The following is a 23,551-nucleotide window of genomic DNA, read 5'->3' on the forward strand; positions in this document are numbered from 1 at the left end:
ATAAATTCGCCTTGTTATCCCTAAAACTGTCAGGCTAGATAAGGGGATAATTTAATGTGGTATTAAAAACAATGAGTTAGCTCATTCCTTATCCAAACCTCAGGTTAAATTAAGAAGTTTACTTCGTGACTCAGCGGCTCAAATTGATTACGTATCAATGGCTGTTATTGTTCCAGTGTAAACTCTAATACAACGCGCTGAGCGTATTGCGGCTGCGGTTTTCCATCAACAATAAGTGGTCTATATTTCCACTTCCTTAGTGCTCTGACAGCAGCCTGATCAAATACTCTTTTAGGCTCCGCATTCGTCACTTTAACATCAATCACTTCGCCTTGTGGAGAAATGGCAAACTCCATTTCTACCCAGCCTTCCATTCCATCTCTAGCAGCCGCGGGCGGATAGTTAGGGTTGCTTCTAACAAGTGGAGTTGCTTGCCCATCGGTGGAGAATTGCAGCGTCATTGTGTTAGTAAACTTACCCAAATCTAAGCTAGGTGTCTCGCTACTAACTTGTAGATTATCTCCTGTATCAACGATATTTTCAGTAGGTCTAGTCGGGGCCGTTATTGGTTTTGGTGGTTCTGGCATTATTCTTTTTTCTTCCAGTGGAGAGTCCTCTCTATCCGTTGCAATAGTGAGATCAAATACTTCTATGTCGATAATGGGGCGAGTGAGTTCTTGAGAAACTAAGCTTTGCATAAAGCCAAAGGTGGCAAAAGTAACTATAACTGCGCCAACAAGCGATAGTGCGAGTTTTGGAATTGCTGAATTAGGCTGTTGAAGAGTGGCTAATGTCGTCATGATTTTATCCCTGTTATATTGTTTTCGTAAATAGAACGTTTGGGTAACTGAAATGGGGTGAAAGTTTTGAAGTTTTTTTGATATGTATCTTGGTTTGGCCACAGGCCTTGGATTACAATGCACGAAGAGCAGAGTGCATTATTTAATTTTTCGTGATCATAGGTTGTTATGAAGTTAGTTGAGATCAACAAGGCGCGTTATCGCAAACATTTAAATCAAGTTATTATTGCTTGCGTTGTGGCGCTAACAGTCGGTAGTTTAGGGATTGCTCAGTTATTGATCCAATTATTTCCTGATGAAGGTGGCAGTCATTTTCATTGGAATTTGACTGGCGTAGTAGTGACCTGCATCGTCATTGGGCTCCTGCTCAAAAAGTATAAAGCACACCCTTTTATGACCGAAGTAAGTTATGTATGGGACTTGAAGCAATCACTGAACAAAATCACCCGTAAAATGGCGAAGTTAAAACAGGCTGCGCAGCAGGGGGACGTGGATGCGATGACGGCGGTTCAGTACAGCTATGCGGGATCTCGCCAGCTATGGCATTTGGATGACAACACCATAACGATGGATGACTTGGCGATGTGGCAAGCGGAGCTAGATTCACTGGCTAGCAAGTATCAAGTTGAAATAAAAGCAGAAGACTATAAAGAAACAATGTTGAAACAGTACTAACAAAGCGGCTTGTTTCGGCATTAAACTTTTTCACAATTTTTAATGTGACACTAATGTGTCATAACGATAATATAATAGTCAAATTTTCTATTAAAGGAACGGGTTGAACTGTGCTATTGCGTCATCGGTTTCACCAGTTTGGCTGGTTGGTTCTTATCAACTCTCTTTGCTCAATCTTAATTACCATAAATGTTGTAAATACCAACCCTGTCGATTATCAAGGACTGACATTATTTTACGTTTCCGTATCAACGTGGAGCCATATGGCTTTACTCACAGCGTTAGTGAGTATTGTTGCTATGCCTTTAGTATGGTTACAGTCAAATAAAGTGAGATCCGTATGCTTTGCTTTGTTTTATGCATTGTTTTTCGTAGCACTTATTGCAAATAGCTTGTGCTTTGAGCTATACAAGTTTCATATAAACGGTGTCATTGTTGATATGTTGCTTGCAGGTCAAGTTATTGAGTTCTCAGCAATTGTATGGACTCAAGCGATAGCCATTTTTGTTATGATATTTGTTTTCCAGCTTTACCTGTCAACGTGGTTAAGTAAGCCCCGAGCCGTAATGCAGCTGCGCTTTGGTCGAAAGTTTACCTGTGTAACCATAATTGCACTGTTGGCGAGCAATACAATTCATGCTTGGGCAAGTGCGACGGTATATCAACCGATCACAGGGTTCAGTAAGTACTTACCCCTATACAAACCTGCAACAGCAAACTCCTTTTTGCGTAAATATGATTTACTAGATGAAGTTGCATTGGCGCAGCAGAAGTCAATGTCTTTAACACAAGGACAATTTAACTATCCTTTACAACCTCTTGAAGTTGAGCTGGTTAAGAAGCCTCTTGATATTGTTTTTGTGGTGCTGGATTCATGGCGGTATGATGCTTTCAAAGAGCAAGTTACTCCCAATATTTGGCGATTCTCACAACAGGGAGTGGTCTTCAATCAACACTTTTCTACTGGAAATTCTACACGTACAGGGATAACCGGGTTATTTTATGGCTTACCTGGTACTGCTTGGCAGGACATTTACAACAATCGTATTACACCTTTATTGATGGACAGAATGCAGGAATTGGACTATCAATTTGGAATATTTTCTTCTGCTCAGCTTGTTCGCCCTGAGTTCAATGAAACAGTCTTCGCCAACATTATAGGCTTGAAAACACATACAGAAGGTGATGACGTTTTAGCTAGAGATGAGCAGATCACCAAAAGTTGGGCTAAATGGTATGCTAATAAAGAGCCAAATCAGCCGTCTTTCAGTTTTCTTTTTTATGATGCAATCCATGGCTACGCAGTTCCTGAGGGTTACCATGCCGGGTTTGAGCCAATGCACGGTCCCATTAACCATATGTTATTGGACAACGATTATGATAGAGCGCCTATTTTAAACCGCTACCTCACTAGTGCTCACTATGTAGATAGTCTTGCAGCATCGGTATTAGCGCAGCTTGATATAGAAAATACACTGGTGATTATTACTTCTGATCATGGTGAAGAGCTTAATGACAACAAGCTTAATTACTGGGGGCATAATAGTAATTTTACTGAGCCGCAGATAAAGGTGCCATTTATTGTTGTTGGACCAAAAAGCGAAAAGTGGCAGCATTGGCAAGCCTCAAATGTGATAACCAGTCACTTAGACCTGGCTCCGACGTTGATGAATGAGTACCTAGGGGTTAAAAACACGCCTGAAGATTATAGTACGGGTTATAACTTAACCGGACCAGTTAAAGAGAGAAGTTGGCTGTTACTCAGTAGCTACAACAAATATGCGATTGTGAGTAAGCAGCAAATTGTCGAAGTCTCGCCCATGGGAACTTATGAGACACTCGATGAAACTAACAAGCCATCTGAGCAAGAGCCAAACTTTGAACATATTCAAGAGGCAATGCGGCAGATCAGCCACTTTCAGTAGACAAAAGAAGATTAGGTGTGCTGGTGGACTTTCGTACATCGGTACACACTAACTCGAACGGTATAACTAAGCGCTTAAAGAGTAAAATTGAAAGGCGTTGTTCTTGTCTTTTTTTACCGTATACATAGCGACATCAGCACACTCGATTAATTGGCTTAGCGCAACCGCGTCTCTTGGGTAGCTTGCAATACCTATGCTCGCGCCAACTCGCAGTTGAAGTGACTTCCCTTCTGGTGTTTGCCAAGCCATCTCGGTGTTTATCGCCTCTAGCAGGTTTTCAGCGATGCGCTGCAACTTTTCATTTTTAGCGCAGTGCAAAGCAATCAAAAACTCATCACCTCCCCAACGACAAACCACATCTTGCTCTCTAACCTGAGTACTAATTTGAGTGGCGATGTGTTTTAACATCGCGTCACCGGCATTATGGCCATAAATGTCATTGATTGGTTTAAACTCATCTAAATCAATAATAAATAAGCTAAATGGAGTTTCGTTATCTAACCACTCGTTGATTTTGACTTCAGTACCATGACGATTATAGAGGCCTGTTAGTTTATCGCGGTTAGCCGTTTTACTGAGTTCTTGAAACACGGTTTTTCTCAGCGTGATGTCTGATAGAAACACTTGTAAATAGAATTGCCCACTACTTTCTACTCTCAGCATGATGACACTTAGCCAAACAGGTTGTTCGGTCATGGGGTTAATAAATTCAAACTCTGACTGAGTTGGCTGGTTAAGCTCCAAGGTATGCTCCGTAAAGGTGTAGAGAATATCCGGAGTTTTGCAGTAGCGACCAAAACTCTCGGGAAAATATTCATCAAGGTCGATTGCCATGCCTGCCAGCAAATCACAAGCGGCATCATTAGCTAAGATCACTTCTCCTTTGTCTTTTACCAGTAGGGTGGGAGACGATGAGCGCTCAAACATGAGTCTAAAACGCTTCTCAAGTATTTCAATATCTGCTCGCAGTTGGCGCTCTTGCTCGAACATGGAGGCGGTTTTAGCGATAAGTTGGTTGGTATTACTCGCAATATCACCGATTTCACTTGATTCATGCCCTTTAGGTATGACTAAATTTAAGGGAACCCCAGGAACAACCCTAGCAATTTGACTACTTAAGTTACTCAGGGGTTTTGTCACTATGAAGTGTGTAACAACCGTGAAGATGATTAAGATAGGGATGATGACGACCAACAAAGTTTGAACGCTTGAACGAGCGATATCTCTAGCACTTTGCTCGATAAAAACGGAATTTGGTTGAATATAGATCTCACCAACGATTTCACTCAATAAAAACGGATGATTTAGCTTAATTATGGTAGCATTTTGCGGCTTAAATCCTACGCTTTGAGCGAGCCACTTTTCTTCACTTTTGATTGCGGCAGAAGAGATAACGTCGTTACTGACTAGGCCATTAATGACTTCTACAGCAAGGTCTTTGTCGTTGAGATAAGTCGCAATAGAGGAGGAAGACGACACGGTTTGGCCGATTTGCCCGATAATAGTAGTAGAGCGCCGAAGTTCACGGTCAAAAATATGGTCGTGATATAACTTAGCGTAAAGTATTGAAAAAATAAAAGTCGAGACAACAAGCACGAATGCTAGTCGCACGATCAGCCCATATTTAGTCATCGATCTGATAAATTACCTTCACATCACCTGTCACAAAGTCTGCTGGAACGTAGCCGATTGCATTTGGCGTCTTTCTGATGTTTTCAAGTATAGTCGATGGTGAGGAAAATGACTGTGGGGGAGAGACTTTACCGCTGAATTTTATTCTCGACCAATAGGCGTTGATTTGGCTTTCATTGCGCCCGGTCAGTGCCAGAAAAAAAGGGCCTCTTAAAGGATGCGATTTTTCGTAGTCATAGGTCACTGCCATATCGCCATTAGGAAATGCGACATACTTGCCCATGTACATATCGATGAGTTGGCGCTGCGATATCGACTCGATGGGGTTGTCTTTGTTAACGATGACGGCAATATCAGCAGTTGCTGAAATTGGGTAAGAAATCAGGAAGAAAACAGCAGTAAATAACCTTTTCATCAGAACACCCAATTAAAGCTAAGCGTAAAGGTGTTGAAGGACAGGTCAGGCTCATTAAATTGTTCAGTGTGATGAAGGTAGAAAGCACTAGGCAAATGGTCTGCTGACGTATGCTCCCAGTTGAGCTTCAAAGCTAATGTCGAGCTCAATTCGCGTCGCCATGTTAGCGAGGTGCTATGTTGATCCAGTTGATAAAAACCAGAGTGCATGGAAGCTGCTTCGTGTATTTGTATTAATTCAGGTAGTGGGAGGAGCGGACCGGGCTCTACACTGGACTCATTATCGGACTTGGCTATTGAGTAGGTGAAAGATAAGGTGTTTAAATCGAAGCGCCTGCCCAATGTGATATAGCCTGCTTTTAAGTGGTTGAGTACGCTGGAATTTGAATCCGTCAGCGATATTTCACTCTGTAGTAGCCAATTTGAGTCATCATATCTCATACTGACTGCGCTGTAGGTGAAACGCTTGTCGATGATATAAAGGGAATCGATAAGCTCAATTTTGGTTGGCCAAACCTGTAAGGGAACTTGCGCGAGTGCATCACGTAATTGCTTTTGCTGCTTGTGTTCGTTGGCTGCTTTTGTTGTTGTGTAATTGGCTCTAAATAGCCAATTTAACGTTTCGTACTGTACCGCTACACCCAAAATAGATTTAAGTTCTACATTCCAAAAAAACTCATAGTCGCTGTAGATAGGTGATTCGGATCGCCCCCAATATGCTTTGATACTGGCGATACCTTGATCAAGCGGTGCGCGATACTGCAAGTCAACGCCATCTAGGTTTTGGTGAGGAATAATAGAATAGAACTCAACGGGAGGGTGTTCCATATCCATCGAGTAGCCGATATCTCGATATTCGGTCATTAGGAATAAGTCTAACCCTGTACGACCCATACGGAATTGCCAGTTTGAGTTTACGTGATAACGTAAAAATGCCAGTTTAATTGCATTTTTCACTCGGTCATCATGTTGTTCTTTTAATAACAGCTGCCCAACGAATTCTATGTTATCACTTGCATGCCATTCGGCTTGTAGGCCCAAAGAAGAAAATGAAAAGTCGAGTTCATCTCTTGCCACACCATTAGGTTGTGAGATGGATTCTCTGATTTTAGCGGTATGGGAGTCTGTTTTAACGGCCTTGAGCGTAGCAAAACCGCTGAAATCGAAATCAGAGCCATAGCTGAGTGTGGTTAAAAATAGCAAGCAGATAAAAACAGAGCGCATGAGTTATAAATGTTTTTGCTTTCCTTTTTATACAGCCTAGTTCGAATTTTGACATTTACCAATGCGATGTTCGCCTTGCCCTTGTATAATGAACTTAGAGACACCATATCTCATTTATGGTAGCATATTGTTATATTATCACACTAGGCAAGATTAAGACGTGGCAGAAGTAAGAGCGAGAGTCGGGCTGAATGTAGGGCAGCATAGTAATATCCCTGCAGAAATAGTTTCTTTTTCAGGGTTAAAAGATGGCCAAGAACACGTTGCGCTGGTATTTAATAGCGCAGACAGTCAGCAGCAAATCCCCCTAATTCGTATGCACTCTGAGTGCTTAACCGGCGATGTCTTTCATTCTTCCCGTTGTGATTGTGGCGAACAGTTAAACGAATGTATCGAGGCGATGCATAAACAAGGCGGCATTTTGTTATATTTGCGCCAAGAAGGTCGTGGTATTGGCCTGTACAATAAAATCGATGCTTATGTATTGCAATCGCAAGGGATGAACACCTACGAGGCAAACAACCACCTGGGCTTTGAAGATGACTTAAGAGATTTCTCTGATGCAGTATTGATGCTTCAAGCGCTGGGGTTAAACCATGTCAAGTTAATGACGAACAATCCAAGAAAGCTAAAGGCGTTGAGAAATGCGGGTATTACCGTCGATGAAGTAGTTGGCACTCAAGCACATGTTAAGGCTGGAGTTTCTGGTAATGAGCAGTATCTAAAAACGAAGATCCAACATGGTGCCCACATGCTGGATATCAAGAAGATATCAAAAGCTGATTAGCCTAAGCGTATATGTTTATCACTACAAGCCGACTAGGTAAACGCTCCGGTTGGCTTGTCGTACCAAACGCTCCACTCTCATTACTATTCGTTCAAACTTAAGATGGCCAAATAGGTTACGTTTACCGCCAGTATTTGTTTAGAATATGCTAAAAAGCGCTGACAAATCCGTCTTTCATGCCTTTTCACTCGACGCGGTAAACAGTATAATCTAGGACGTTATAGCTTAAATTAAGTGGACTATGTCGACACCAATTAGAACATTCAAAGCAAGCATGGGCGTGCAGTGGCTAAAAGCTGGGTGGGCAATTTTCAAAACCCAACCTATGACTTTCATGTTAATGTATATTTTCATGGCGGTAGTAAGTCTATTACCGTTGTTCGCACCTATTTTTCATATTATCGCTGCCTTGTCTGGTCCTTTCTTAAGCGCAGGTTTTTACCTTGCCATTATCAATAAACAGATCAATAAACCAATAAAGTTGGCTGACATTTTTGAGCCTTTTGCAGCAAAAGGCCGCCGATTAAACTTGTTCCGAGTTGGTATTTATCAAATGGCAGGTGCGCTGTTGCTGACTATGGTTGCGGGTGTACTATTCAGTGATGTGGCGACTGCGCTTGAGAGTGTAGGCCCAAACACCGAACCGAATGAACTTATCGGACTTATCGCGAGCAATATTAGTTTTGCCGAAGTTGCAGTATTTGTGATTGCACAATCGGTCATTATGATGGCCTTTGCTTTTGTCGTGCCACAGGTGTTTTTCCAAGGTGAAAAACGCATTTTTCACGCGATGAAGTGCTCGCTTGCCGCTTTTTATCATAATATGGCTGCGCTGAGTATTTACGGCTTAGTCGTCGCTGCGCTTATCGTCGCGTCTATACCGCTATCGATGATCCCGGCGATTATTATCATGCCGGTTGCCATGATTGGCTTTTTTGTTTCTTTTCAGGCGATGTTTATGCCAATTATCGTTGAAAAGAAGGAAAATGATGAAAATACTAACATCTCTCAGTCTAACTCAGGACGCTTTGACGCCTGATGGATGAGCAAGAAGTTAAAAAGCTAAAAAACTATGCGGTTTGGTTATTATCGAGACAAGAGTACCCTGAGTCAGGGTTGACGCAAAAGCTACTGCAAAAAGGGGCTACAGCGGCAGTCGCAGAGCAATTAGTGTCCTGGCTAAAGTCACTTGATTACGTTAATGACGACCGCTATGCAGAGAGCTTTTTAAACCGCCAGATTGCAAAAGGACTTGGAGAAAAGCGTGTATTAATGGATGCAGGGCAAAAGGGGGTGAGCCGAGAGACTTTGCATACGCTAATTGCTGAGCGTGAAATTGATTGGTACATGCAAGCCGCAAAAACCTATGAAAAAAAGTACGGTCTTTGCGCACAACCGATAGAATATAAAGAAAAAACTAAGCGCGTACGTTACATGAGTTATCGTGGCTTTAGTTTTGATGAAATAGATTTTGCAATTGAAGCTGCAATGACTGCAGCAGAGCAAGAAGAAATAAAGGGTGAATGATCACATGCAGCATATGACTACCGCACAAATCAGGCAAAGCTTCTTAGATTTCTTTGCTAAACAACAGCACCAAGTGGTGCCTTCAAGCTCGTTAATTCCGGGTAATGATGCCACCTTACTGTTCACCAACGCTGGTATGGTGCAGTTTAAAGATGCCTTCTTGGGTGCGGAAAAACGCCCTTATACGCGAGCGACTAGTTCACAGCGTTGTGTTCGTGCTGGTGGTAAACATAATGACCTTGAAAATGTAGGTTATACCGCAAGGCACCATACTTTCTTCGAAATGCTAGGTAACTTTAGCTTCGGTGACTATTTTAAAACCGACGCAATTAAGTTTGCTTGGGGCTTTCTTACGGATGTGATCAAGCTGCCAAAAGAAAAGCTACTAGTCACGGTTTACCATGAAGACGACGAAGCATTTGATATCTGGTCAAAACAAGTTGGTGTTCCTGAAGACAGGATCATCCGTATTGCGACGGCGGATAACTTTTGGTCAATGGGTGACACAGGTCCTTGCGGTCCTTGCTCTGAAATCTTTTATGACCACGGCGAGCACATCTGGGGTGGACCTCCGGGCTCACCAGAAGAAGACGGCGATCGCTTCATTGAGATCTGGAATTTAGTATTCATGCAGTACAACCGTCATGCAGACGGTACAATGGAACCACTGCCAATGCAGTCGGTTGATACCGGCATGGGTCTTGAGCGTATCTCTGCAATTATGCAAGGTGTGCACTCAAACTATGAGATTGACCTGTTCCAAGCGCTGATTAAAGCAGCTGCAAAAGTAACAGATGCTCAAGATTTAGAAGATAAGTCACTACGTGTGGTTGCTGACCATATTCGTTCGTGTGCGTTCCTTATTGCTGACGGCGTCATGCCATCGAATGAAGGTCGTGGTTACGTGCTACGTCGTATCATTCGTCGTGCAGTTCGTCACGGCAATAAACTGGGTGCAAAAGGGGCTTTCTTCTATAAGTTAGTTGCCGCACTTGCTGAGCAAATGGGTGAAGCTTACCCTGAACTAGTGAAGCAACAAGCGATTATCGAAAAAGTACTGCGTATTGAAGAAGATCAGTTTGGTAAAACACTAGACCGTGGTTTGACTATCCTAGAAGACAGCCTGGCAGGTATTGAAGGCGACGTTATTCCAGGCGATTTAGTGTTCAAACTCTACGATACTTATGGTTTCCCTGCGGACTTAACTGCGGATGTGGCGCGTGAGCGTTTTATGACGATTGACGAGCGTGGCTTCCAAGCATGCATGGAAGAACAGCGTAAAAAAGCACAAGCGGCTGGCAAGTTCGGTGCAGATTACAACGAGCGCTTGAAGTCTGATAAAAATACTGACTTCAAAGGCTATGATGCTGAGCACTATACCGGCACTGTGGTTGAAATCTTTAAAGAAGGTCAACATACCAATACGTTAGAAGATGGTGAACAAGGTGTGGTTATCCTTGACCGCACGCCTTTCTATGCTGAGTCAGGCGGCCAAGTTGGTGATACAGGTGTGTTAAAAGTGGCTAACGGTGAGTTTGTGGTTACTGACACGCAAAAGCTAGGTAATGCATTTGCACATCATGGTCATGTGGTTGGCCGCATTGGTGTTAACGATAAAGCCGATGCGCGTATTGACGCAGAGCGTCGCGAGCGAGTGAAGAAAAACCATACTGCAACGCACTTGGTCCACAAAGCACTACGCGATTTGCTGGGCGATCACGTAACACAAAAAGGCTCGTTAGTATTACCAGATCGTCTTCGTTTCGACTTCTCGCATTTTGAAGGCGTCACTAAAGCACAGTTGCAGCAAGTAGAAGATGCAGTGAACGCAGAGATCCGCCGCAACTTTGCTTTGCAAACTGAGTTGATGGATATTGATGCTGCCAAAGACAAAGGTGCGATGGCGCTCTTTGGTGAGAAATACGATGATGAAGTTCGAGTCGTATCAATCGGTGAGTACTCAATTGAACTTTGTGGTGGTACACACGTGAAACGTGCAGGTGATATTGGTCTATTCAAAATTGTCTCAGAAGGCGGTATCGCAGCGGGTGTTCGTCGTATCGAAGCAGTAACAGGTGCTGATGCTATCGCTTATGTTAATGAGCAAGAGCAAGTGCTTTCTGAAATTGCGGCTTTGGTTAAGGGTGATACCTCATCTGTGCTAGAAAAAGTATCTGCGCTACTTGAAAAGTCAAAAGGCCTTGAAAAGCAAGTTGCTCAACTAAATGACAAACTAGCAAGTGCTGCGGGTGCAACGCTACTTGACTCTGTAACCGAAGTGAATGGGATTAAATTACTCGTAGCGAACGTTGCAGGAACTGAGTCTAAAGCACTGCGAGGCATGGTCGATGACCTGAAGAACAAGATTGGCTCAGGTGTCATCGCGCTAGGTGTAGCAAATGGCGATAAAGTAAGCCTAATCGCTGGCGTAACGAAAGACTTAGTTGGTCAGGTAAAAGCAGGTGAGCTAGTTAATCACATGGCTTCTCAAGTCGGTGGTAAAGGTGGCGGTCGTCCTGATATGGCGCAAGCTGGTGGTTCACAACCAGAAAACCTAGACGCAGCACTAAACAGTGTTCCAACTTGGTTAAATGAAGTAACGCAGTAATCAGCAAGTGGCGCTGATTGTACAAAAGTTTGGCGGCACCTCGGTAGGTTCGGTAGAGCGTATTGAGGCGGTTGCCGAACACGTTATCAAAACACAACAACAAGGCCACCAAGTGGTGGTCGTGTTATCTGCAATGTCAGGCGAGACAAACCGTCTTATTTCCCTTGCTCAACAAATCGATGCGCGTCCGAGTTCTCGTGAGCTGGATGTATTGATCACCACCGGCGAACAAGTGTCTATCGCGTTATTAGCGATGGCCATCATTAAGCGTGGGCATTCTGCTGTGAGCTTACTTGCCGATCAGGTTGGTATTAAAACCGATAACATGTTCTCTAAAGCGCGGATCACAGAAATAGGCACGACCCGCTTAAAGCAAGAGCTTGAGCATAATCGGATAACCATTATTGCCGGATTTCAAGGGCGTGATGAGGAAGGCAATATCACCACGCTGGGACGTGGTGGTACAGATACCTCAGCAGTTGAAATCGCAGGGGCTTTGCAAGCAGACGAATGTCAGATATATACTGATGTCGATGGCGTTTATACTACCGATCCGCGCATAGAGCCAAATGCAAGGCGTCTATCACATATTACTTTCCCCGAGATGTTGGAGCTGGCAAGTGTTGGCGCTAAAGTCTTGCAGATCCGCTCGGTTGAAGCGGCCGGTCGATATAATGTACCGCTGCGCGTACTTTCTTCGTTTTCTCCTGATAACGGCACCTTGATTAGCTATGAGGAAGGTAAGATGAAAAACACTAAAGTGGTCTCTGGGATAGCGAGTGTCAAAGACGAAGCGCTTATCTTAGTTAACAATGTAGATGCAAAACCGAGTAATCTTGCCAATATACTTTCTCTTCTTGGTGAGCATAATATCGAAGTCGATATGATTAACTATTTGAACCACAGTGAGAAAAAAATAGACTATGCTTTTACTGTGCACACAAATGATTGTATTCTGGCGGAAGAAGTTTTAGCGCAACATGCACAAAATTTAGGTGGCGCAACCGTAGAGGTTAATGCTAACGTGGCAAAAATCTCAGCGGTTGGCATCGGGATGAAATCTCATTCAGGTGTTGCTGGTCTCTTTTTTATGGCATTGGCCGAAGAAAATATTCACACTCTATTAGTATCTACATCAGAGATAAAAATCTCGGCACTAGTAGACGAAAAATATTTAGAGCTAGCTGTACGGGCTTTACATGCCAAATTTGAATTGGAAAGTACTGAGTAAAAGAAGTTTTTGCTTACTTTTCTAGGAACTTTTATTTAAAATGGATTTGACGCGGAATCTTTTAAATTTTGGAATAACAGGAGCAAGAGAATGCTAATACTAACTCGTCGAGTAGGTGAAACCCTGATGATTGGTGATGAAGTGACTGTAACAGTACTAGGTGTTAAAGGTAACCAAGTACGTATTGGTGTAAATGCGCCAAAAGATGTTTCAGTTCATCGTGAAGAAATTTACATGCGAATTCAGGCTGAGAAATCTAGTCCGGGCAATATGTAATTGACCAAATACTGAATTACGATGTTAGTTAACATGGTTTAGCTGGCATAAAAAAACCCCGCTACTGCGGGGTTTCTTATTTCTGGCTTTGCTCAGACAAAAAAGCAATCGCCTCTCCGTTAAGTCCAGATTTACTGATATAGCTCGGTTTGTTTTGGTGAAACACCAAAAAACCTCTGTTCGTTTCAACGAGCTTATCTAAGTCGTCAAATGGGTAAGAAAATTCGGCATGTGTCGCTTTGGTGCTAATACTTACTTTAGAGATTGAAACCTCGACGATATTGCCGGCAGCGCGAGAATACGATTGTCTTATTACCCACCAAGGTTTGCGATAGTAGAAAGCAACGCATTCAACCACAGCTAGTAGAATAAGAAAGTTCCCGACGTAGTGCTCCTGCAATCCGTAAATAGCAAACAGCCCCAGTGTAATTAGCAGTACAAGCAAGCCATATTTCGGTTTAACAGCAAGTCCATTGGCTTCAGATTCTTCAAAACACTCTCGATAATAGGCTTTATCTAACTTAAATTGGCTTTGAAAAGATAAATTTTCATTTTGTTCAAGGGAGGGCATAGACGTTCGTTGTGGCAAAAATTTCCCCTTATTATACCCATCTATATTGAAAAAGCTGTAATGCGAATAAATTGTTTGCAGTTCCCTTTTACTATATCCAGCGAAATACGCGTTATACAGCGTGACGTTTACGTAAACGTTAACTTTTGGTCAGTCCAATTTACAATTTATCTTGCGTAATCAAAAATCCATTCTATATTCATTAAAATCTCAGTATTAGTCAGCGCTATTTTGAATATTTTTCATATTTATTACGTTGGTTTTCCATATTTATTAATGTTTTCAAAGCTAACTTACTGATTGTTTATAAGTTAAATGCTTTGGTAATACCAATTTACAATACACTTTACAGTGGAACATTTTTTGTTATAAGGTGAATAAATATCTACAAAAAGTGAAGGTTTATACCAGTTCCTTAACATCGAACAGGAAAATCAAACAGCAAGTAAGGGGTAAAAATGGATATTGGATCGCAGCTACTGCAAGCAGGAAATCTCATGCTGACCGGTATGGTTGGTGTTTTTGTTTTTCTGTCCATTTTGATTTTTGCGATGCGACTGTTGGCCAACTTTGCAGCTCAATTTAAAGAAGTAGAGCCAAGTACCACAAGATCAAAAACAACCAGAGCAACATCGTCACAGGGTGTGCCGCAGGCACATATTGCAGCCATTAGCGCTGCCGTTGCAGCCTACAGAAAAAACAATTAATAGGGGTTTTGCATGTCACAGTTAAAGCTAACCGAATTAGTGCTGCGCGATGCGCATCAGTCATTACTCGCCACCAGAATGCGTTTGGAAGATATGCTTCCTATCGCTGAGAAGCTCGACAATATGGGCTATTGGTCTGTTGAATCATGGGGGGGAGCAACCTTCGACTCGTGTATTCGCTATTTAGGCGAAGATCCATGGGAGCGGATCCGAGCACTGAAAGCTGCGATGCCAAAAACCAAACAACAAATGCTGCTGCGTGGCCAGAATCTCTTGGGTTATCGCCATTATGCTGATGATGTTGTCGAAAAGTTTGTTGAACGTGCCCACGATAACGGGGTGGATGTATTTAGAATATTCGATGCAATGAACGACGTGCGCAACTTAGAAACGGCTATTAAAGCGGCCATTAAAGTGGGCGCGCATGCGCAGGGGACGATTTCGTACACCGTAAGCCCAGTTCATACGCTGGAAATGTGGCTCACGCAAGCTAAGCAGCTTGAAGACTTAGGCTGTCACTCTATTTGTATCAAGGACATGGCTGGGTTACTGAAACCCTATGATGCCGAAAAATTAATCTCTGGGCTTAAAGCGTCCGTCTCGATTCCTATCGCAATGCAGTGCCATGCAACCACAGGACTCAGCACCGCAACTTATCAAAAAGCCATAGATGCGGGTATCGATATGCTCGATACGGCGATATCTTCGATGAGTATGACCTATGGGCATAGTGCAACAGAAACTATTGCGGCGATTGTGGAAGGTACAGAACGTGATACAGGGCTTGATTTACTAGAGCTAGAAGAGATCGCAGCCTATTTTCGTGAAGTGAGAAAGAAATATGCAGCTTTTGAGGGTAGCTTAAAAGGAGTAGATGGTCGTATTCTATCTGCACAAGTGCCTGGTGGCATGTTAACAAATATGGAAAATCAACTGCGAGAGCAAGGTGCAGGTGACAAGCTTGACGCAGTACTAAAAGAAATTCCAAGTGTGCGTAAAGAACTTGGCTACTTACCGCTGGTAACACCAACCTCACAGATTGTCGGGACGCAAGCGGTATTAAACGTACTTACTGGTGAGCGTTACAAGTCTATAACCAAAGAAACTGCTGGCGTGCTGAAAGGCGAATATGGAGCGACACCAGCGCAAGTCGACCAAGCTTTGCAACAACGCGTGCTTGAAGGCGCAGAGCCTATTACCTGCCGTCCTGCAGACTTAATTGAACCTGAGCTGGATAGTTTACAAAGCGAGTTAGTCGCGACGGCAAAAGAGGAGCAAATTACCTTAGCCGACGAGATTATTGATGATGTGCTTACCTATGCATTATTCCCTCAGATTGGTCTTAAATTCCTGAAAAATCGCAATAATCCAGATGCATTTGAGCCAAAACCGACGCTTGTTGAAAGTAAAGAACAAAAAGCTGCAGCGACGCCTGCTAAAGCCAATTCATCAGCTGCTGAGCGTTACAGCGTAAAGGTGGATGGTAAAGTATACGATGTAGTGGTTGCGCCGGGTGGTGAGCTCAAAGAAGTACAAGTCAAAGACAGTGAGCTTATTCCGCAATCAACCTCTGTGAGCTCCAGTGAAACTTTGAATGCGCCACTTGCCGGCAACATTTTTAAGCTTATGGTGCGGGCAGGAGATGAAGTACAAGAGGGCGATGTGGTACTCATCATGGAAGCCATGAAAATGGAAACCGAGGTGCGTGCAACACACAGTGGCCAAGTCGCGGAGCTACTCGTTTCTGAAGGCGACTCCGTCAGTGCTGGCGATGCCATCATGTCTTTAGCATAAGGGTGTCGTGATGGAAGGGTTACTTAATTTATGGCAAGCAACAGGGCTTGCCAACTTCACCGTGCCAGCACTTTGCATGATGGCTGTGGGCTGCGGACTTTTGTATCTTGCGATCGCCAAAAACTTTGAGCCGCTCCTGCTGGTGCCGATTGGCTTTGGTGCCATACTCACGAATATTCCTGTTGCTGGACTTGCCGATCCTGGTGGGCTCTTGTACTACGTGTATTACATTGGCATAGACAGCGGAGTATTCCCCTTGCTGATCTTTATGGGGGTGGGCGCGATGACAGACTTTAGTGCCTTGATAGCGAACCCCAAGATGCTGTTGCTTGGTGCGGCTGCGCAGTTTGGGATCTTTGCCACTTTGTTCGGGGCTATATTGCTGAACTATATTCCGGGCTTTGAATTTACTCTGCAAGATGCCTCTGCAATTGCCATTATTGGCGGTGCAGATGGGCCAACTGCGATATTCCTCGCGTCTAAGCTTGCACCAGAGTTACTGGGTGCAATAGCGGTAGCAGCCTATTCGTATATGGCGTTGGTGCCAATCATTCAGCCACCAATTATGAAGGCACTCACGACGCAAGAGGAGCGTCAGATTGCGATGCCACAGCTGCGCCATGTATCAAAAACCGAAAAAATCCTATTTCCTCTGGCGGTACTGGGCCTAACGATACTGTTTTTACCTGCAGCAACACCTTTGGTTGGTATGTTCTGTTTGGGTAACTTGATGAAAGAGTGTGGTGTAGTAGACCGCTTGAGTAAAACGGCGCAAAACGAGTTGATTAATATCACCACTATTTTCCTCGGACTGGCGGTGGGCTCAAAGTTGGCCGCTGATCAATTCTTAACGGTTGAGACGCTGGGGATTTTAGCGCTAGGTGCCGTGGCCTTTGGAATTGGCACAGCAACTGGGGTGCTAATGGCTAAAACTATGAATAAGTTTAGCGATACCCCCATTAATCCGCTAGTTGGCGCTGCTGGGGTATCTGCAGTCCCGATGGCTGCGCGTGTGGTCAATAAGGTCGGCCTTGAAAGTAACCCTCACAATTTCTTGCTGATGCATGCGATGGGCCCCAATGTCGCGGGTGTATTAGGCAGTGCGGTTGCTGCTGGTATTTTGCTTGCACTGGTAGGCTAATTTACACTTCTCCAACCATTTGCGTGGCGATTTTAGGTTGCCGCGCATTTTTATTTCTGGACTTTATATTCTTGAACTTGATAGTCTTTCGTCACTTTTAATTAACATGAACAACTTCAGATGAAGTTTTTAGCTCCTTTCTTATTTTTGTTACCCTGTGTGACAGTTGCAATGGAAACATCGACTTTAGTGGTAACGCCGATAGCAGAGCATGTTTATAAACATGAATCTTCGCTACACGTTGAACCTTGGGGGTTAGTGTCAGGCTCTGGGTTGATTGTGGTCGACGGTCAAGATGCTTACATTGTTGATACACCTTGGACCGAGCAAGACACAGAAGCACTGCTATTGTGGGCCGAGGACCGCAAGCTCAATATTAAAGGGGCGGTGGTCACGCATTACCATCCAGATGCAAGCGGTGGCCTAGCGGTATTAAATAAACATCAGATCCCAACCTATGCATCAGCCCAAACTAATCATTTATTAGCCCAAAAACACAGCGCAATCGCGTTACATAATTTGCTGCAAGCCTCAGCAGCGATAAAGTCAGGTGTCGTTGAAACCTATTACCCAGGTGCAGGGCACTCGAAAGATAATATTGTCGTGTGGCTGCCACAATCTAAAATTTTATTCGCAGGATGCTTTGTGAAAAGTATGGCGAGTAAAAATTTAGGTAACTTGGAGGATGCTTCGGTTGATGAGTGGCAAGCGTCTATACACAATGTATTGAGCCGATATCCGGAAGCAAACATGGTTATCCCAGGGCATGGTAAAGAAGGGGATTTATCTTTGTTGCACCATACCGTTAAGTTAATCAAAATTGAGCAATCAAAAGGTAAATAAAGGACTGACATGAAATTTATTCCATTTCGTAATTTACGCTGTCCGGGTTTAGAAACTGCGCTGTGCTATTGTCGCTTGTTGTTTTTAACGGGTGTAGCCTTGATAGTGCTCGGGGTGATCAAAGAGGGGATTGCAATCTATCATTGGTTAGTCGCCATGATAGAAAATGGCGACGCGCCAATAAAAGCAGCCTATCTCTATGACTTAGATTTGCTTTCACACCCAAACTTTCATTTGATCATTGTTGGAGTGGTGAAGATCTACTTCTCCTGTGGCCTCGCGATTAAACTGAAAACAATGTCCCATGAGCAGGCGCCACAAAAATAACGAATACCACGTAAAGGAGTCTCATAGAGGAGTTTCTCAGAGAAATTTCTTAGACCCTTTTACGCGGCAGAGCTACTATTTAAAAATTAATACTCCAGCTGTCCGCCATTTTGGATAAAGGCGACATATTCGTTCCAAACATCTTCAACACTTCGGCCCAAGATGTGTTGAAATGCAGCATCAAATGACCAAGTATAATTGCCCATATCTTTTGCCGCTTTGTTAAACTTGTAGATAAACTCTGAGTCGTGCTGTTGTTTGACGTAATGCAAGAAAAACCCAGTTGTGGTGTAGCCACTAAGCCAGCGTTTAGCGTTGATGATATCTGGTGAGCGTGACTTATGAAAACCAGCACCGATCCGCACTGCGTCAGCTAGACCTTCGGTGTATGCCCAGTTTGCCTTGCCATCACCATAGCTGTCATGAGTCAGCGGCGAGTTATTGTAACCATGGGTGACCTCATGGAATAAAATGCCGTCGATTTCATCACGGATCACGGCATCGTTGTTGTTGTTATCGCGATAAATACGTTCTAAATGCGCGGTGCTAACGACGATAGTCATCTCACCTGAACCGTCTCGTCCCATCTTATAGGCAACGAAATCCTTACCCCAATGATCTTTGGCTCTCAACTCAAACTGCAATTTTCTAAAACGCTGGGATTCACTGGCGTCGCGGTATAGCACTTTTGCTACATCCACACAGCGTTCGGCCATATGCGCGGCTGGGTTTGATATGATCCGTTTAAATAATGCCGAGCCTTGTGTTTCAGGGTTAACATCAACAAAGTTTACTTCCGGACGTTGCCATGTGTCGTGTGGTGGTGTGCTTTCACTACTGACGGCTAATTCATAATTGGCGCTTTGGAAACCGTATACAGAAACATAAACCGGCGCATTTGAGCTTATATCGCAGCGCTCGTTGGAGCTGGCATCATTGATACTTTGGCAGTCATAACTTGCGGTGGTCGGTTGACTATTTGCTTTTAGGTATAGATCTGCATCACCACTGCCGGTCAAGGTTGCTGTGATAGGAGCTGAGCTTGTAAATGGCCCAAAATGCGCCCATTGACCAGAAGTAACGCTACCACTTTGGTTAAATGGCAAGGTTGTACCACCGTTTGCCGGAGCACCGATAAATTCGATTTCTGCAAGCTGTAATAAATTGGCACCTTGCGTTGCGGTGACATTTAAGCGCACAAAGCGGTACGCTTGATTGGTACTGACATTGAACTGCTTAGTTTGATGTCTTGAAGTAAAACTTTGATTGTTTTGCGAATCTATAGTGAACCACACTTGACCGTCTTGAGAGCCTTGAAGCGTCCAATTTTTAGGATCTCTTTGTGGTGCATCGTTCGCGGAAGTTAGAGTGTAAGCTGTTAAATTAACCGCTTCGCTAAACGCATAACTTATCCAACCGGAAGCTGAAAAAGTAAGCCACTTGCTGTAGTGGTTATTATCAAATGCGTTGACTTTGCCTTCATAGGGCTGGTTTTCTCCTGAAACGCTGATAGCAGCGGCATTGGCAGTAGTCAGATCGCTGTTTGCGTGCGCCGAGCTTAAGCCCAGGCTCACTAAAGCGGCTGCTATAAAAGAACGTTGGAATCGCGTTTTAGCTATAATGATGTACATGTTGACCTCTTTTGTATCGTTCCATTTTTTGTGGGCAGATACCTGTTGATGTTGTATCCATGGCTATTTTTATTTTGGCGTCCAAATGAGTTTGGAACGGTTTAATTGTTGTTGCTTTTATGTACATTTGTCAAATGGAAATTTACTTTAATTTAACGATAAAGATAGAATTGGTGTTCCTGATTTAGCTTGAATTACGCTGCGAAGGCTAGCACTTTCAGGCTTTACAGGGCGTGATGTTAGAGGATGTTATTTATTTTGAACTGTGTTTTGTTTGGGCGTATTTGATTGATTTTTCGGGACTTTTTTATTCGCAGTCTCTTGAGTTGCAATTTGTTTGTGTTGTTTCTTTTTTAATCGCTTTCGCTCTGCTTTTGTTACGTGTTTTGCCACCCATTTGGCAATCTTTTGCATGAGCATTGGAGGGAAGTCATGACCCATCCCATTGACCAGTTTTAGTTTGGATTTGCGAATAGTCGCGGCGGTTTGCTGGCCAGCGGCTGCGGGAAAAATAGGGTCGTCTGTACCATGGATCACAAGTGTTGGCGTTTTTATCTGTGCCAGCGTGTGCTTGCGACATTGGCTTGCGACAATCGCCGCAAGCTGACGCTTAAATCCTTGCGGGTTATGCGCGCGTTCAATACTGTGTTTGGCTTGTTGATGTAGCGTCCCTTCGTCTTGAGGGTAGGCAGGACTGCCGATCAGCTGGTTGAGTTTTATATTGTATTGAATGGCAGATTGGTGGCAGTCTGACTTTGGCCGTGCTTTTGCCAGTTGCAGCATGACTTTTACATTTGCTGCGGTAAACTTGGGATACGCTGAGGTTGACATAATTGAGGTCAAACTTACCACTTTCTTTTTATGCTTAGCAGCAACGATTTGTGCAATCATCCCGCCCATAGAAGCACCAACAAGGTGGGCGCGTTTAATCTTAAGTCCTGCCATCAAAGCAACAACATCTTCGGCCATATCTTCTAGGGTATAGGGAACAGAAGCGCGAATGGGAAGTTTTTTGCTCAGCATGGTTTTTATCACACTTGGTGAACCTAGATGATCCAAGTGGCTCGACAATCCCGTGTCGCGATTATCAAAACGGATCACCCGAAAACCTTTATTGACTAGCCCAAAGTACAATTCATCTGGCCAAATCGTCATTTGTGCCCCAAGACCCATTATCAAAATAATAACGGGGGCGTGATGCGCTCCCTCGTCCTGATAATGTATGCTGATCCCGGTTGCAATCTCGATATCGGTCATTGTCGCGAATGTTTAGCTTGACTTGAAAGGACTGCATTTAAGTATAGAGCGTAGGTATGAACTTAACTTTAAAATAGCAGTCAAAAAAGACGAAAATTTATTGCTAAAAGCCATTGCGCTTTAAAACATTTAGGTTAATATTCGCGCTTGTTGATGGTCTGAAATTATGCATCAACGCTATCAATTTATACGATTCTTATTTGGAGTAAGTCATGACTAAAAAAAGCAAACTTCAGCATGCTCATCAGCGTGGTGAAATTAAAGACAACGCATTAAAAGCGTTGGTAACCAGCCCGTTGTTTAAGGCGAAAGTTGAAAAAAGCAAAAAAGGCAAAGGTAGTTATCAACGGAGCGTAAAGCACAAAGGCCAAGAGCCTTACCTTAAGGCAGCCTAAGCTTTAAGATAAGGTTTTTGAAAGTTTTGACGCCATTCAACCTAGACTGCAGCACAACCAAAACCTAAGGTTATTATTGTAGTTAATGTAGCAAACTTGTACGTAACTTAGCCAGTGTAGAATCCCTTTAACCAGTGACTTTTTACATTCTATCGAACAAGAAGCTAAACCAGGCAAAAAACAAGCAAAAGCTACTTAATCCAAATGCTAGGGTTCGTAACCGTAAATTGCTGCCTAGCACGTGCTCGTAGCTGTGCCAATATCTTGCTGCGACAAACACGGTGCTAAGCACAAACCAAAATTGTCCCGTCATTTGCTCAATATGCAAAATTATCAGTAATGCGATAAATAACACCGGCTGCTGAAACTGGCTGTCATAGCTATTACCTAATAATCTTATGCGCTCGGGGAAGGCGTGTTTTTCGACATAGCGAATATCTTGAAGTGCAATATCACCATTTTTGACTGCGCGAATTCTACTCGTTGCGGTCAGAAGAAATAATAGCAGCGTTAGGCTAAGCAAAAATAAAATCGGAATATGGATCCACATAGTAAAGCTCCTGAGTTTGAAAGAGGTTTTACTTTAACTAGATTGATTGCTAACTTAACGTGTCAATAATGACTAATTTTGGTTTGATATTGCCATGAAGGTGATTTTGCTATGTCCTGAACATGTGTTTGCGAGCGCATTAACGGGTGTGATTGATATTTTGAACGTGGCAAACAAAGTCGCTGGTAAGGCGGTGTTTTGTTGGCAGACGGTTGCGCTTTCAGGGCAAAAGTCGGTGATGAGTAGTCAAGGCTTAGAATTTGTTTGTCATGCTGAATTTAGCGCATTGGCTGATGCAGATGTCGTTATCTGGCTCGGCAGTCACTTTTCATCAGAGCCTTTGTTGTGGCAACAATGCCAACAAGTCAAAGCACAATTAAACAAGCATGGTATTGAATTTCATCCCGCGACTTATCAACTTGCCGGATGTTGCGGTACCGCATTTTTAGCCACAGCAGGATTGTTGGATCAAAAACAATTTACATGTAGCTGGTGGCTTACACCTTTTTTTACACGATACTTTCCAGTTTTAAAGCCCAACAGCCAAAAGGTAACAGAGCAAAGCGGTATGGTGTATACCGCGGGCGCGGCTCACAGTTACTTGCACTTGATGCTGCGGTTTATTACCGACGTGCTGGGCTCAGAAGTGGCAAAAACAATCGCCGCGTGGCTGGCGATACCAAACGAGCAAGCGAGTCAAAATGAGTTTGTGCAGCTCAGTGGATTTTTACAACATAGAGATGCGCAATTGCTCAAGGCACAGTACCATATCAGCGATAATCTCGATGTGTCGCATAGCTTACAGAGCCTTGCGAAACATGCTTGTATGTCAGAGCGTACGTTAATTCGACGCTTTAAACAGCACACGAGTATGACGCCTTTTGAGTACGTGCGACTTGCGCGACTCGTTCGTACCAAACAGTTATTGCATAGTACTAATATGAGTGTGGAGCAGATAGCCAACCAGGTTGGCTACCAAGACAGTCAGGCTTTAGCGAAGCAATACAAAAAGCACTATAACCAATCGCTTAATCGAGTGAGAGGGTCGTAATAGTGGGTGTTAGCGTTTTCTTTGGTTAATCTATGAGCAAAGCGGAATCAGCCCTGGCTAACTGGTAAGTTAATATTAAAAAACGTGTCTAATGAATCATCATGCGTAACCGGGGATACGGTCATCTTGATGATTCATTAAGTGATGTGCGCCGTTACTAATCACATTTGCATACAGCGTTATTC

23 protein-coding genes are annotated in these 23,551 nt (G+C 43.5%); 15 read left to right on the plus strand and 8 right to left on the minus strand.

Going from position 1 to position 23,551, the window contains the following annotated elements; all coding sequences use genetic code 11:
* Positions 1-164: 164 nt before the first annotated feature.
* The gene (locus CKO50_RS18555; protein WP_095729363.1) at positions 165-800 is read right to left on the minus strand and encodes an energy transducer TonB; all 636 of its coding nucleotides are present in this window, start codon (positions 798-800) and stop codon (positions 165-167) included.
* Positions 801-968: 168 nt separating this feature from the next.
* Here CKO50_RS18555 and CKO50_RS18560 point away from each other — a divergent pair, with 168 nt between their 5' ends.
* Positions 969-1,475, plus strand: a complete 507-nt coding sequence (locus tag CKO50_RS18560) for a DUF3087 domain-containing protein (protein ID WP_095729364.1) — start codon at positions 969-971, stop codon at positions 1,473-1,475.
* Positions 1,476-1,585: 110 nt separating this feature from the next.
* Positions 1,586-3,400: a DUF3413 domain-containing protein gene (locus tag CKO50_RS18565; RefSeq protein ID WP_255230425.1), complete on the plus strand. Its 1,815-nt coding sequence runs from the start codon at positions 1,586-1,588 to the stop codon at positions 3,398-3,400.
* A 66-nt stretch (positions 3,401-3,466) separates the two neighbouring features.
* Here CKO50_RS18565 and CKO50_RS18570 read toward each other — a convergent pair whose 3' ends face one another.
* From CKO50_RS18570 to CKO50_RS18580, 3 genes are read right to left on the minus strand one after another with little or no spacing between them, the layout of a single operon-like run.
* On the minus strand, positions 3,467-5,011 hold the full coding sequence (locus CKO50_RS18570) for a diguanylate cyclase (RefSeq protein ID WP_255230426.1): 1,545 nt from the start codon (positions 5,009-5,011) through the stop codon (positions 3,467-3,469).
* A 13-nt stretch (positions 5,012-5,024) separates the two neighbouring features.
* A complete protein-coding gene (locus CKO50_RS18575; protein ID WP_095729367.1) occupies positions 5,025-5,447 on the minus strand; it encodes a hypothetical protein in 423 nt (140 codons plus the stop codon).
* Positions 5,447-6,670 (minus strand): hypothetical protein, encoded by a 1,224-nt coding sequence (locus tag CKO50_RS18580; RefSeq protein WP_095729368.1) that lies wholly within the window; start codon positions 6,668-6,670, stop codon positions 5,447-5,449. The genes CKO50_RS18575 and CKO50_RS18580 overlap by 1 nt, the downstream gene beginning before the upstream one ends.
* A gap of 160 nt (positions 6,671-6,830) precedes the next feature.
* Between CKO50_RS18580 and ribA the strand changes: the two genes are divergently transcribed.
* The 6 genes from ribA (at position 6,831) to csrA (ending at position 13,099) form a co-directional block, all read left to right on the plus strand.
* Positions 6,831-7,457 carry a GTP cyclohydrolase II gene (ribA, locus tag CKO50_RS18585; protein ID WP_010606207.1) on the plus strand — a complete coding sequence of 209 codons (627 nt, stop codon included), beginning with the start codon at positions 6,831-6,833 and terminating at the stop codon, positions 7,455-7,457.
* A 241-nt stretch (positions 7,458-7,698) separates the two neighbouring features.
* Positions 7,699-8,496: a BPSS1780 family membrane protein gene (locus tag CKO50_RS18590; protein WP_095729369.1), complete on the plus strand. Its 798-nt coding sequence runs from the start codon at positions 7,699-7,701 to the stop codon at positions 8,494-8,496.
* Complete coding sequence (locus CKO50_RS18595) at positions 8,496-8,984, plus strand: regulatory protein RecX (protein WP_095729370.1); 489 nt, start codon at positions 8,496-8,498, stop codon at positions 8,982-8,984. Before CKO50_RS18590 ends, CKO50_RS18595 begins: the two co-directional genes overlap by 1 nt.
* Positions 8,985-8,988: 4 nt before the next feature.
* A complete protein-coding gene (alaS, locus tag CKO50_RS18600; protein WP_095729381.1) occupies positions 8,989-11,592 on the plus strand; it encodes an alanine--tRNA ligase in 2,604 nt (867 codons plus the stop codon).
* A 7-nt stretch (positions 11,593-11,599) separates the two neighbouring features.
* Positions 11,600-12,823 carry an aspartate kinase gene (locus CKO50_RS18605; protein ID WP_095729371.1) on the plus strand — a complete coding sequence of 408 codons (1,224 nt, stop codon included), beginning with the start codon at positions 11,600-11,602 and terminating at the stop codon, positions 12,821-12,823.
* 90 nt (positions 12,824-12,913) lie between these two features.
* A complete protein-coding gene (gene csrA / locus CKO50_RS18610; RefSeq protein ID WP_010375935.1) occupies positions 12,914-13,099 on the plus strand; it encodes a carbon storage regulator CsrA in 186 nt (61 codons plus the stop codon).
* Between the two features lie 76 nt (positions 13,100-13,175).
* On the opposite strand, the gene CKO50_RS18615 is transcribed toward csrA, so the two are convergent.
* The gene (locus tag CKO50_RS18615; protein ID WP_255230427.1) at positions 13,176-13,688 is read right to left on the minus strand and encodes a hypothetical protein; all 513 of its coding nucleotides are present in this window, start codon (positions 13,686-13,688) and stop codon (positions 13,176-13,178) included.
* A gap of 440 nt (positions 13,689-14,128) precedes the next feature.
* Between CKO50_RS18615 and CKO50_RS18620 the strand changes: the two genes are divergently transcribed.
* The 5 genes from CKO50_RS18620 (at position 14,129) to CKO50_RS18640 (ending at position 18,482) form a co-directional block, all read left to right on the plus strand.
* Positions 14,129-14,377, plus strand: a complete 249-nt coding sequence (locus tag CKO50_RS18620; RefSeq protein ID WP_010375931.1) for an OadG family protein — start codon at positions 14,129-14,131, stop codon at positions 14,375-14,377.
* 12 nt (positions 14,378-14,389) lie between these two features.
* Positions 14,390-16,171, plus strand: a complete 1,782-nt coding sequence (oadA, locus tag CKO50_RS18625) for a sodium-extruding oxaloacetate decarboxylase subunit alpha (RefSeq protein ID WP_095729373.1) — start codon at positions 14,390-14,392, stop codon at positions 16,169-16,171.
* A 10-nt stretch (positions 16,172-16,181) separates the two neighbouring features.
* Entirely contained in the window at positions 16,182-17,312 is a 1,131-nt protein-coding gene (locus tag CKO50_RS18630; RefSeq protein WP_095729374.1) for a sodium ion-translocating decarboxylase subunit beta, read from the plus strand.
* 120 nt (positions 17,313-17,432) lie between these two features.
* Positions 17,433-18,155: a subclass B1 metallo-beta-lactamase gene (gene bla / locus CKO50_RS18635; protein ID WP_095729375.1), complete on the plus strand. Its 723-nt coding sequence runs from the start codon at positions 17,433-17,435 to the stop codon at positions 18,153-18,155.
* A 9-nt stretch (positions 18,156-18,164) separates the two neighbouring features.
* Positions 18,165-18,482 carry a hypothetical protein gene (locus tag CKO50_RS18640; protein WP_095729376.1) on the plus strand — a complete coding sequence of 106 codons (318 nt, stop codon included), beginning with the start codon at positions 18,165-18,167 and terminating at the stop codon, positions 18,480-18,482.
* Positions 18,483-18,568: 86 nt separating this feature from the next.
* Here CKO50_RS18640 and CKO50_RS18645 read toward each other — a convergent pair whose 3' ends face one another.
* Together CKO50_RS18645 and CKO50_RS18650 are read right to left on the minus strand one after the other, a co-directional pair.
* On the minus strand, positions 18,569-20,113 hold the full coding sequence (locus tag CKO50_RS18645; RefSeq protein ID WP_095729377.1) for a basic secretory protein-like protein: 1,545 nt from the start codon (positions 20,111-20,113) through the stop codon (positions 18,569-18,571).
* 249 nt (positions 20,114-20,362) lie between these two features.
* Positions 20,363-21,370 (minus strand): alpha/beta fold hydrolase, encoded by a 1,008-nt coding sequence (locus CKO50_RS18650; protein ID WP_095729378.1) that lies wholly within the window; start codon positions 21,368-21,370, stop codon positions 20,363-20,365.
* A 212-nt stretch (positions 21,371-21,582) separates the two neighbouring features.
* Between CKO50_RS18650 and CKO50_RS18655 the strand changes: the two genes are divergently transcribed.
* Positions 21,583-21,765: an alternative ribosome-rescue factor A gene (locus tag CKO50_RS18655; RefSeq protein WP_010606219.1), complete on the plus strand. Its 183-nt coding sequence runs from the start codon at positions 21,583-21,585 to the stop codon at positions 21,763-21,765.
* Positions 21,766-21,907: 142 nt separating this feature from the next.
* Here CKO50_RS18655 and CKO50_RS18660 read toward each other — a convergent pair whose 3' ends face one another.
* A complete protein-coding gene (locus CKO50_RS18660; RefSeq protein WP_095729379.1) occupies positions 21,908-22,315 on the minus strand; it encodes an MAPEG family protein in 408 nt (135 codons plus the stop codon).
* A gap of 94 nt (positions 22,316-22,409) precedes the next feature.
* On the opposite strand from CKO50_RS18660, the gene CKO50_RS18665 reads away from it, so the two are divergent.
* Positions 22,410-23,366, plus strand: coding sequence for a GlxA family transcriptional regulator (locus CKO50_RS18665; RefSeq protein WP_095729380.1), 957 nt, complete (start codon positions 22,410-22,412; stop codon positions 23,364-23,366).
* Positions 23,367-23,551 lie beyond the last annotated feature (185 nt).

It is taken from the genome of Pseudoalteromonas sp. HM-SA03, assembly GCF_002289345.1.
GTDB lineage: Bacteria > Pseudomonadota > Gammaproteobacteria > Enterobacterales > Alteromonadaceae > Pseudoalteromonas.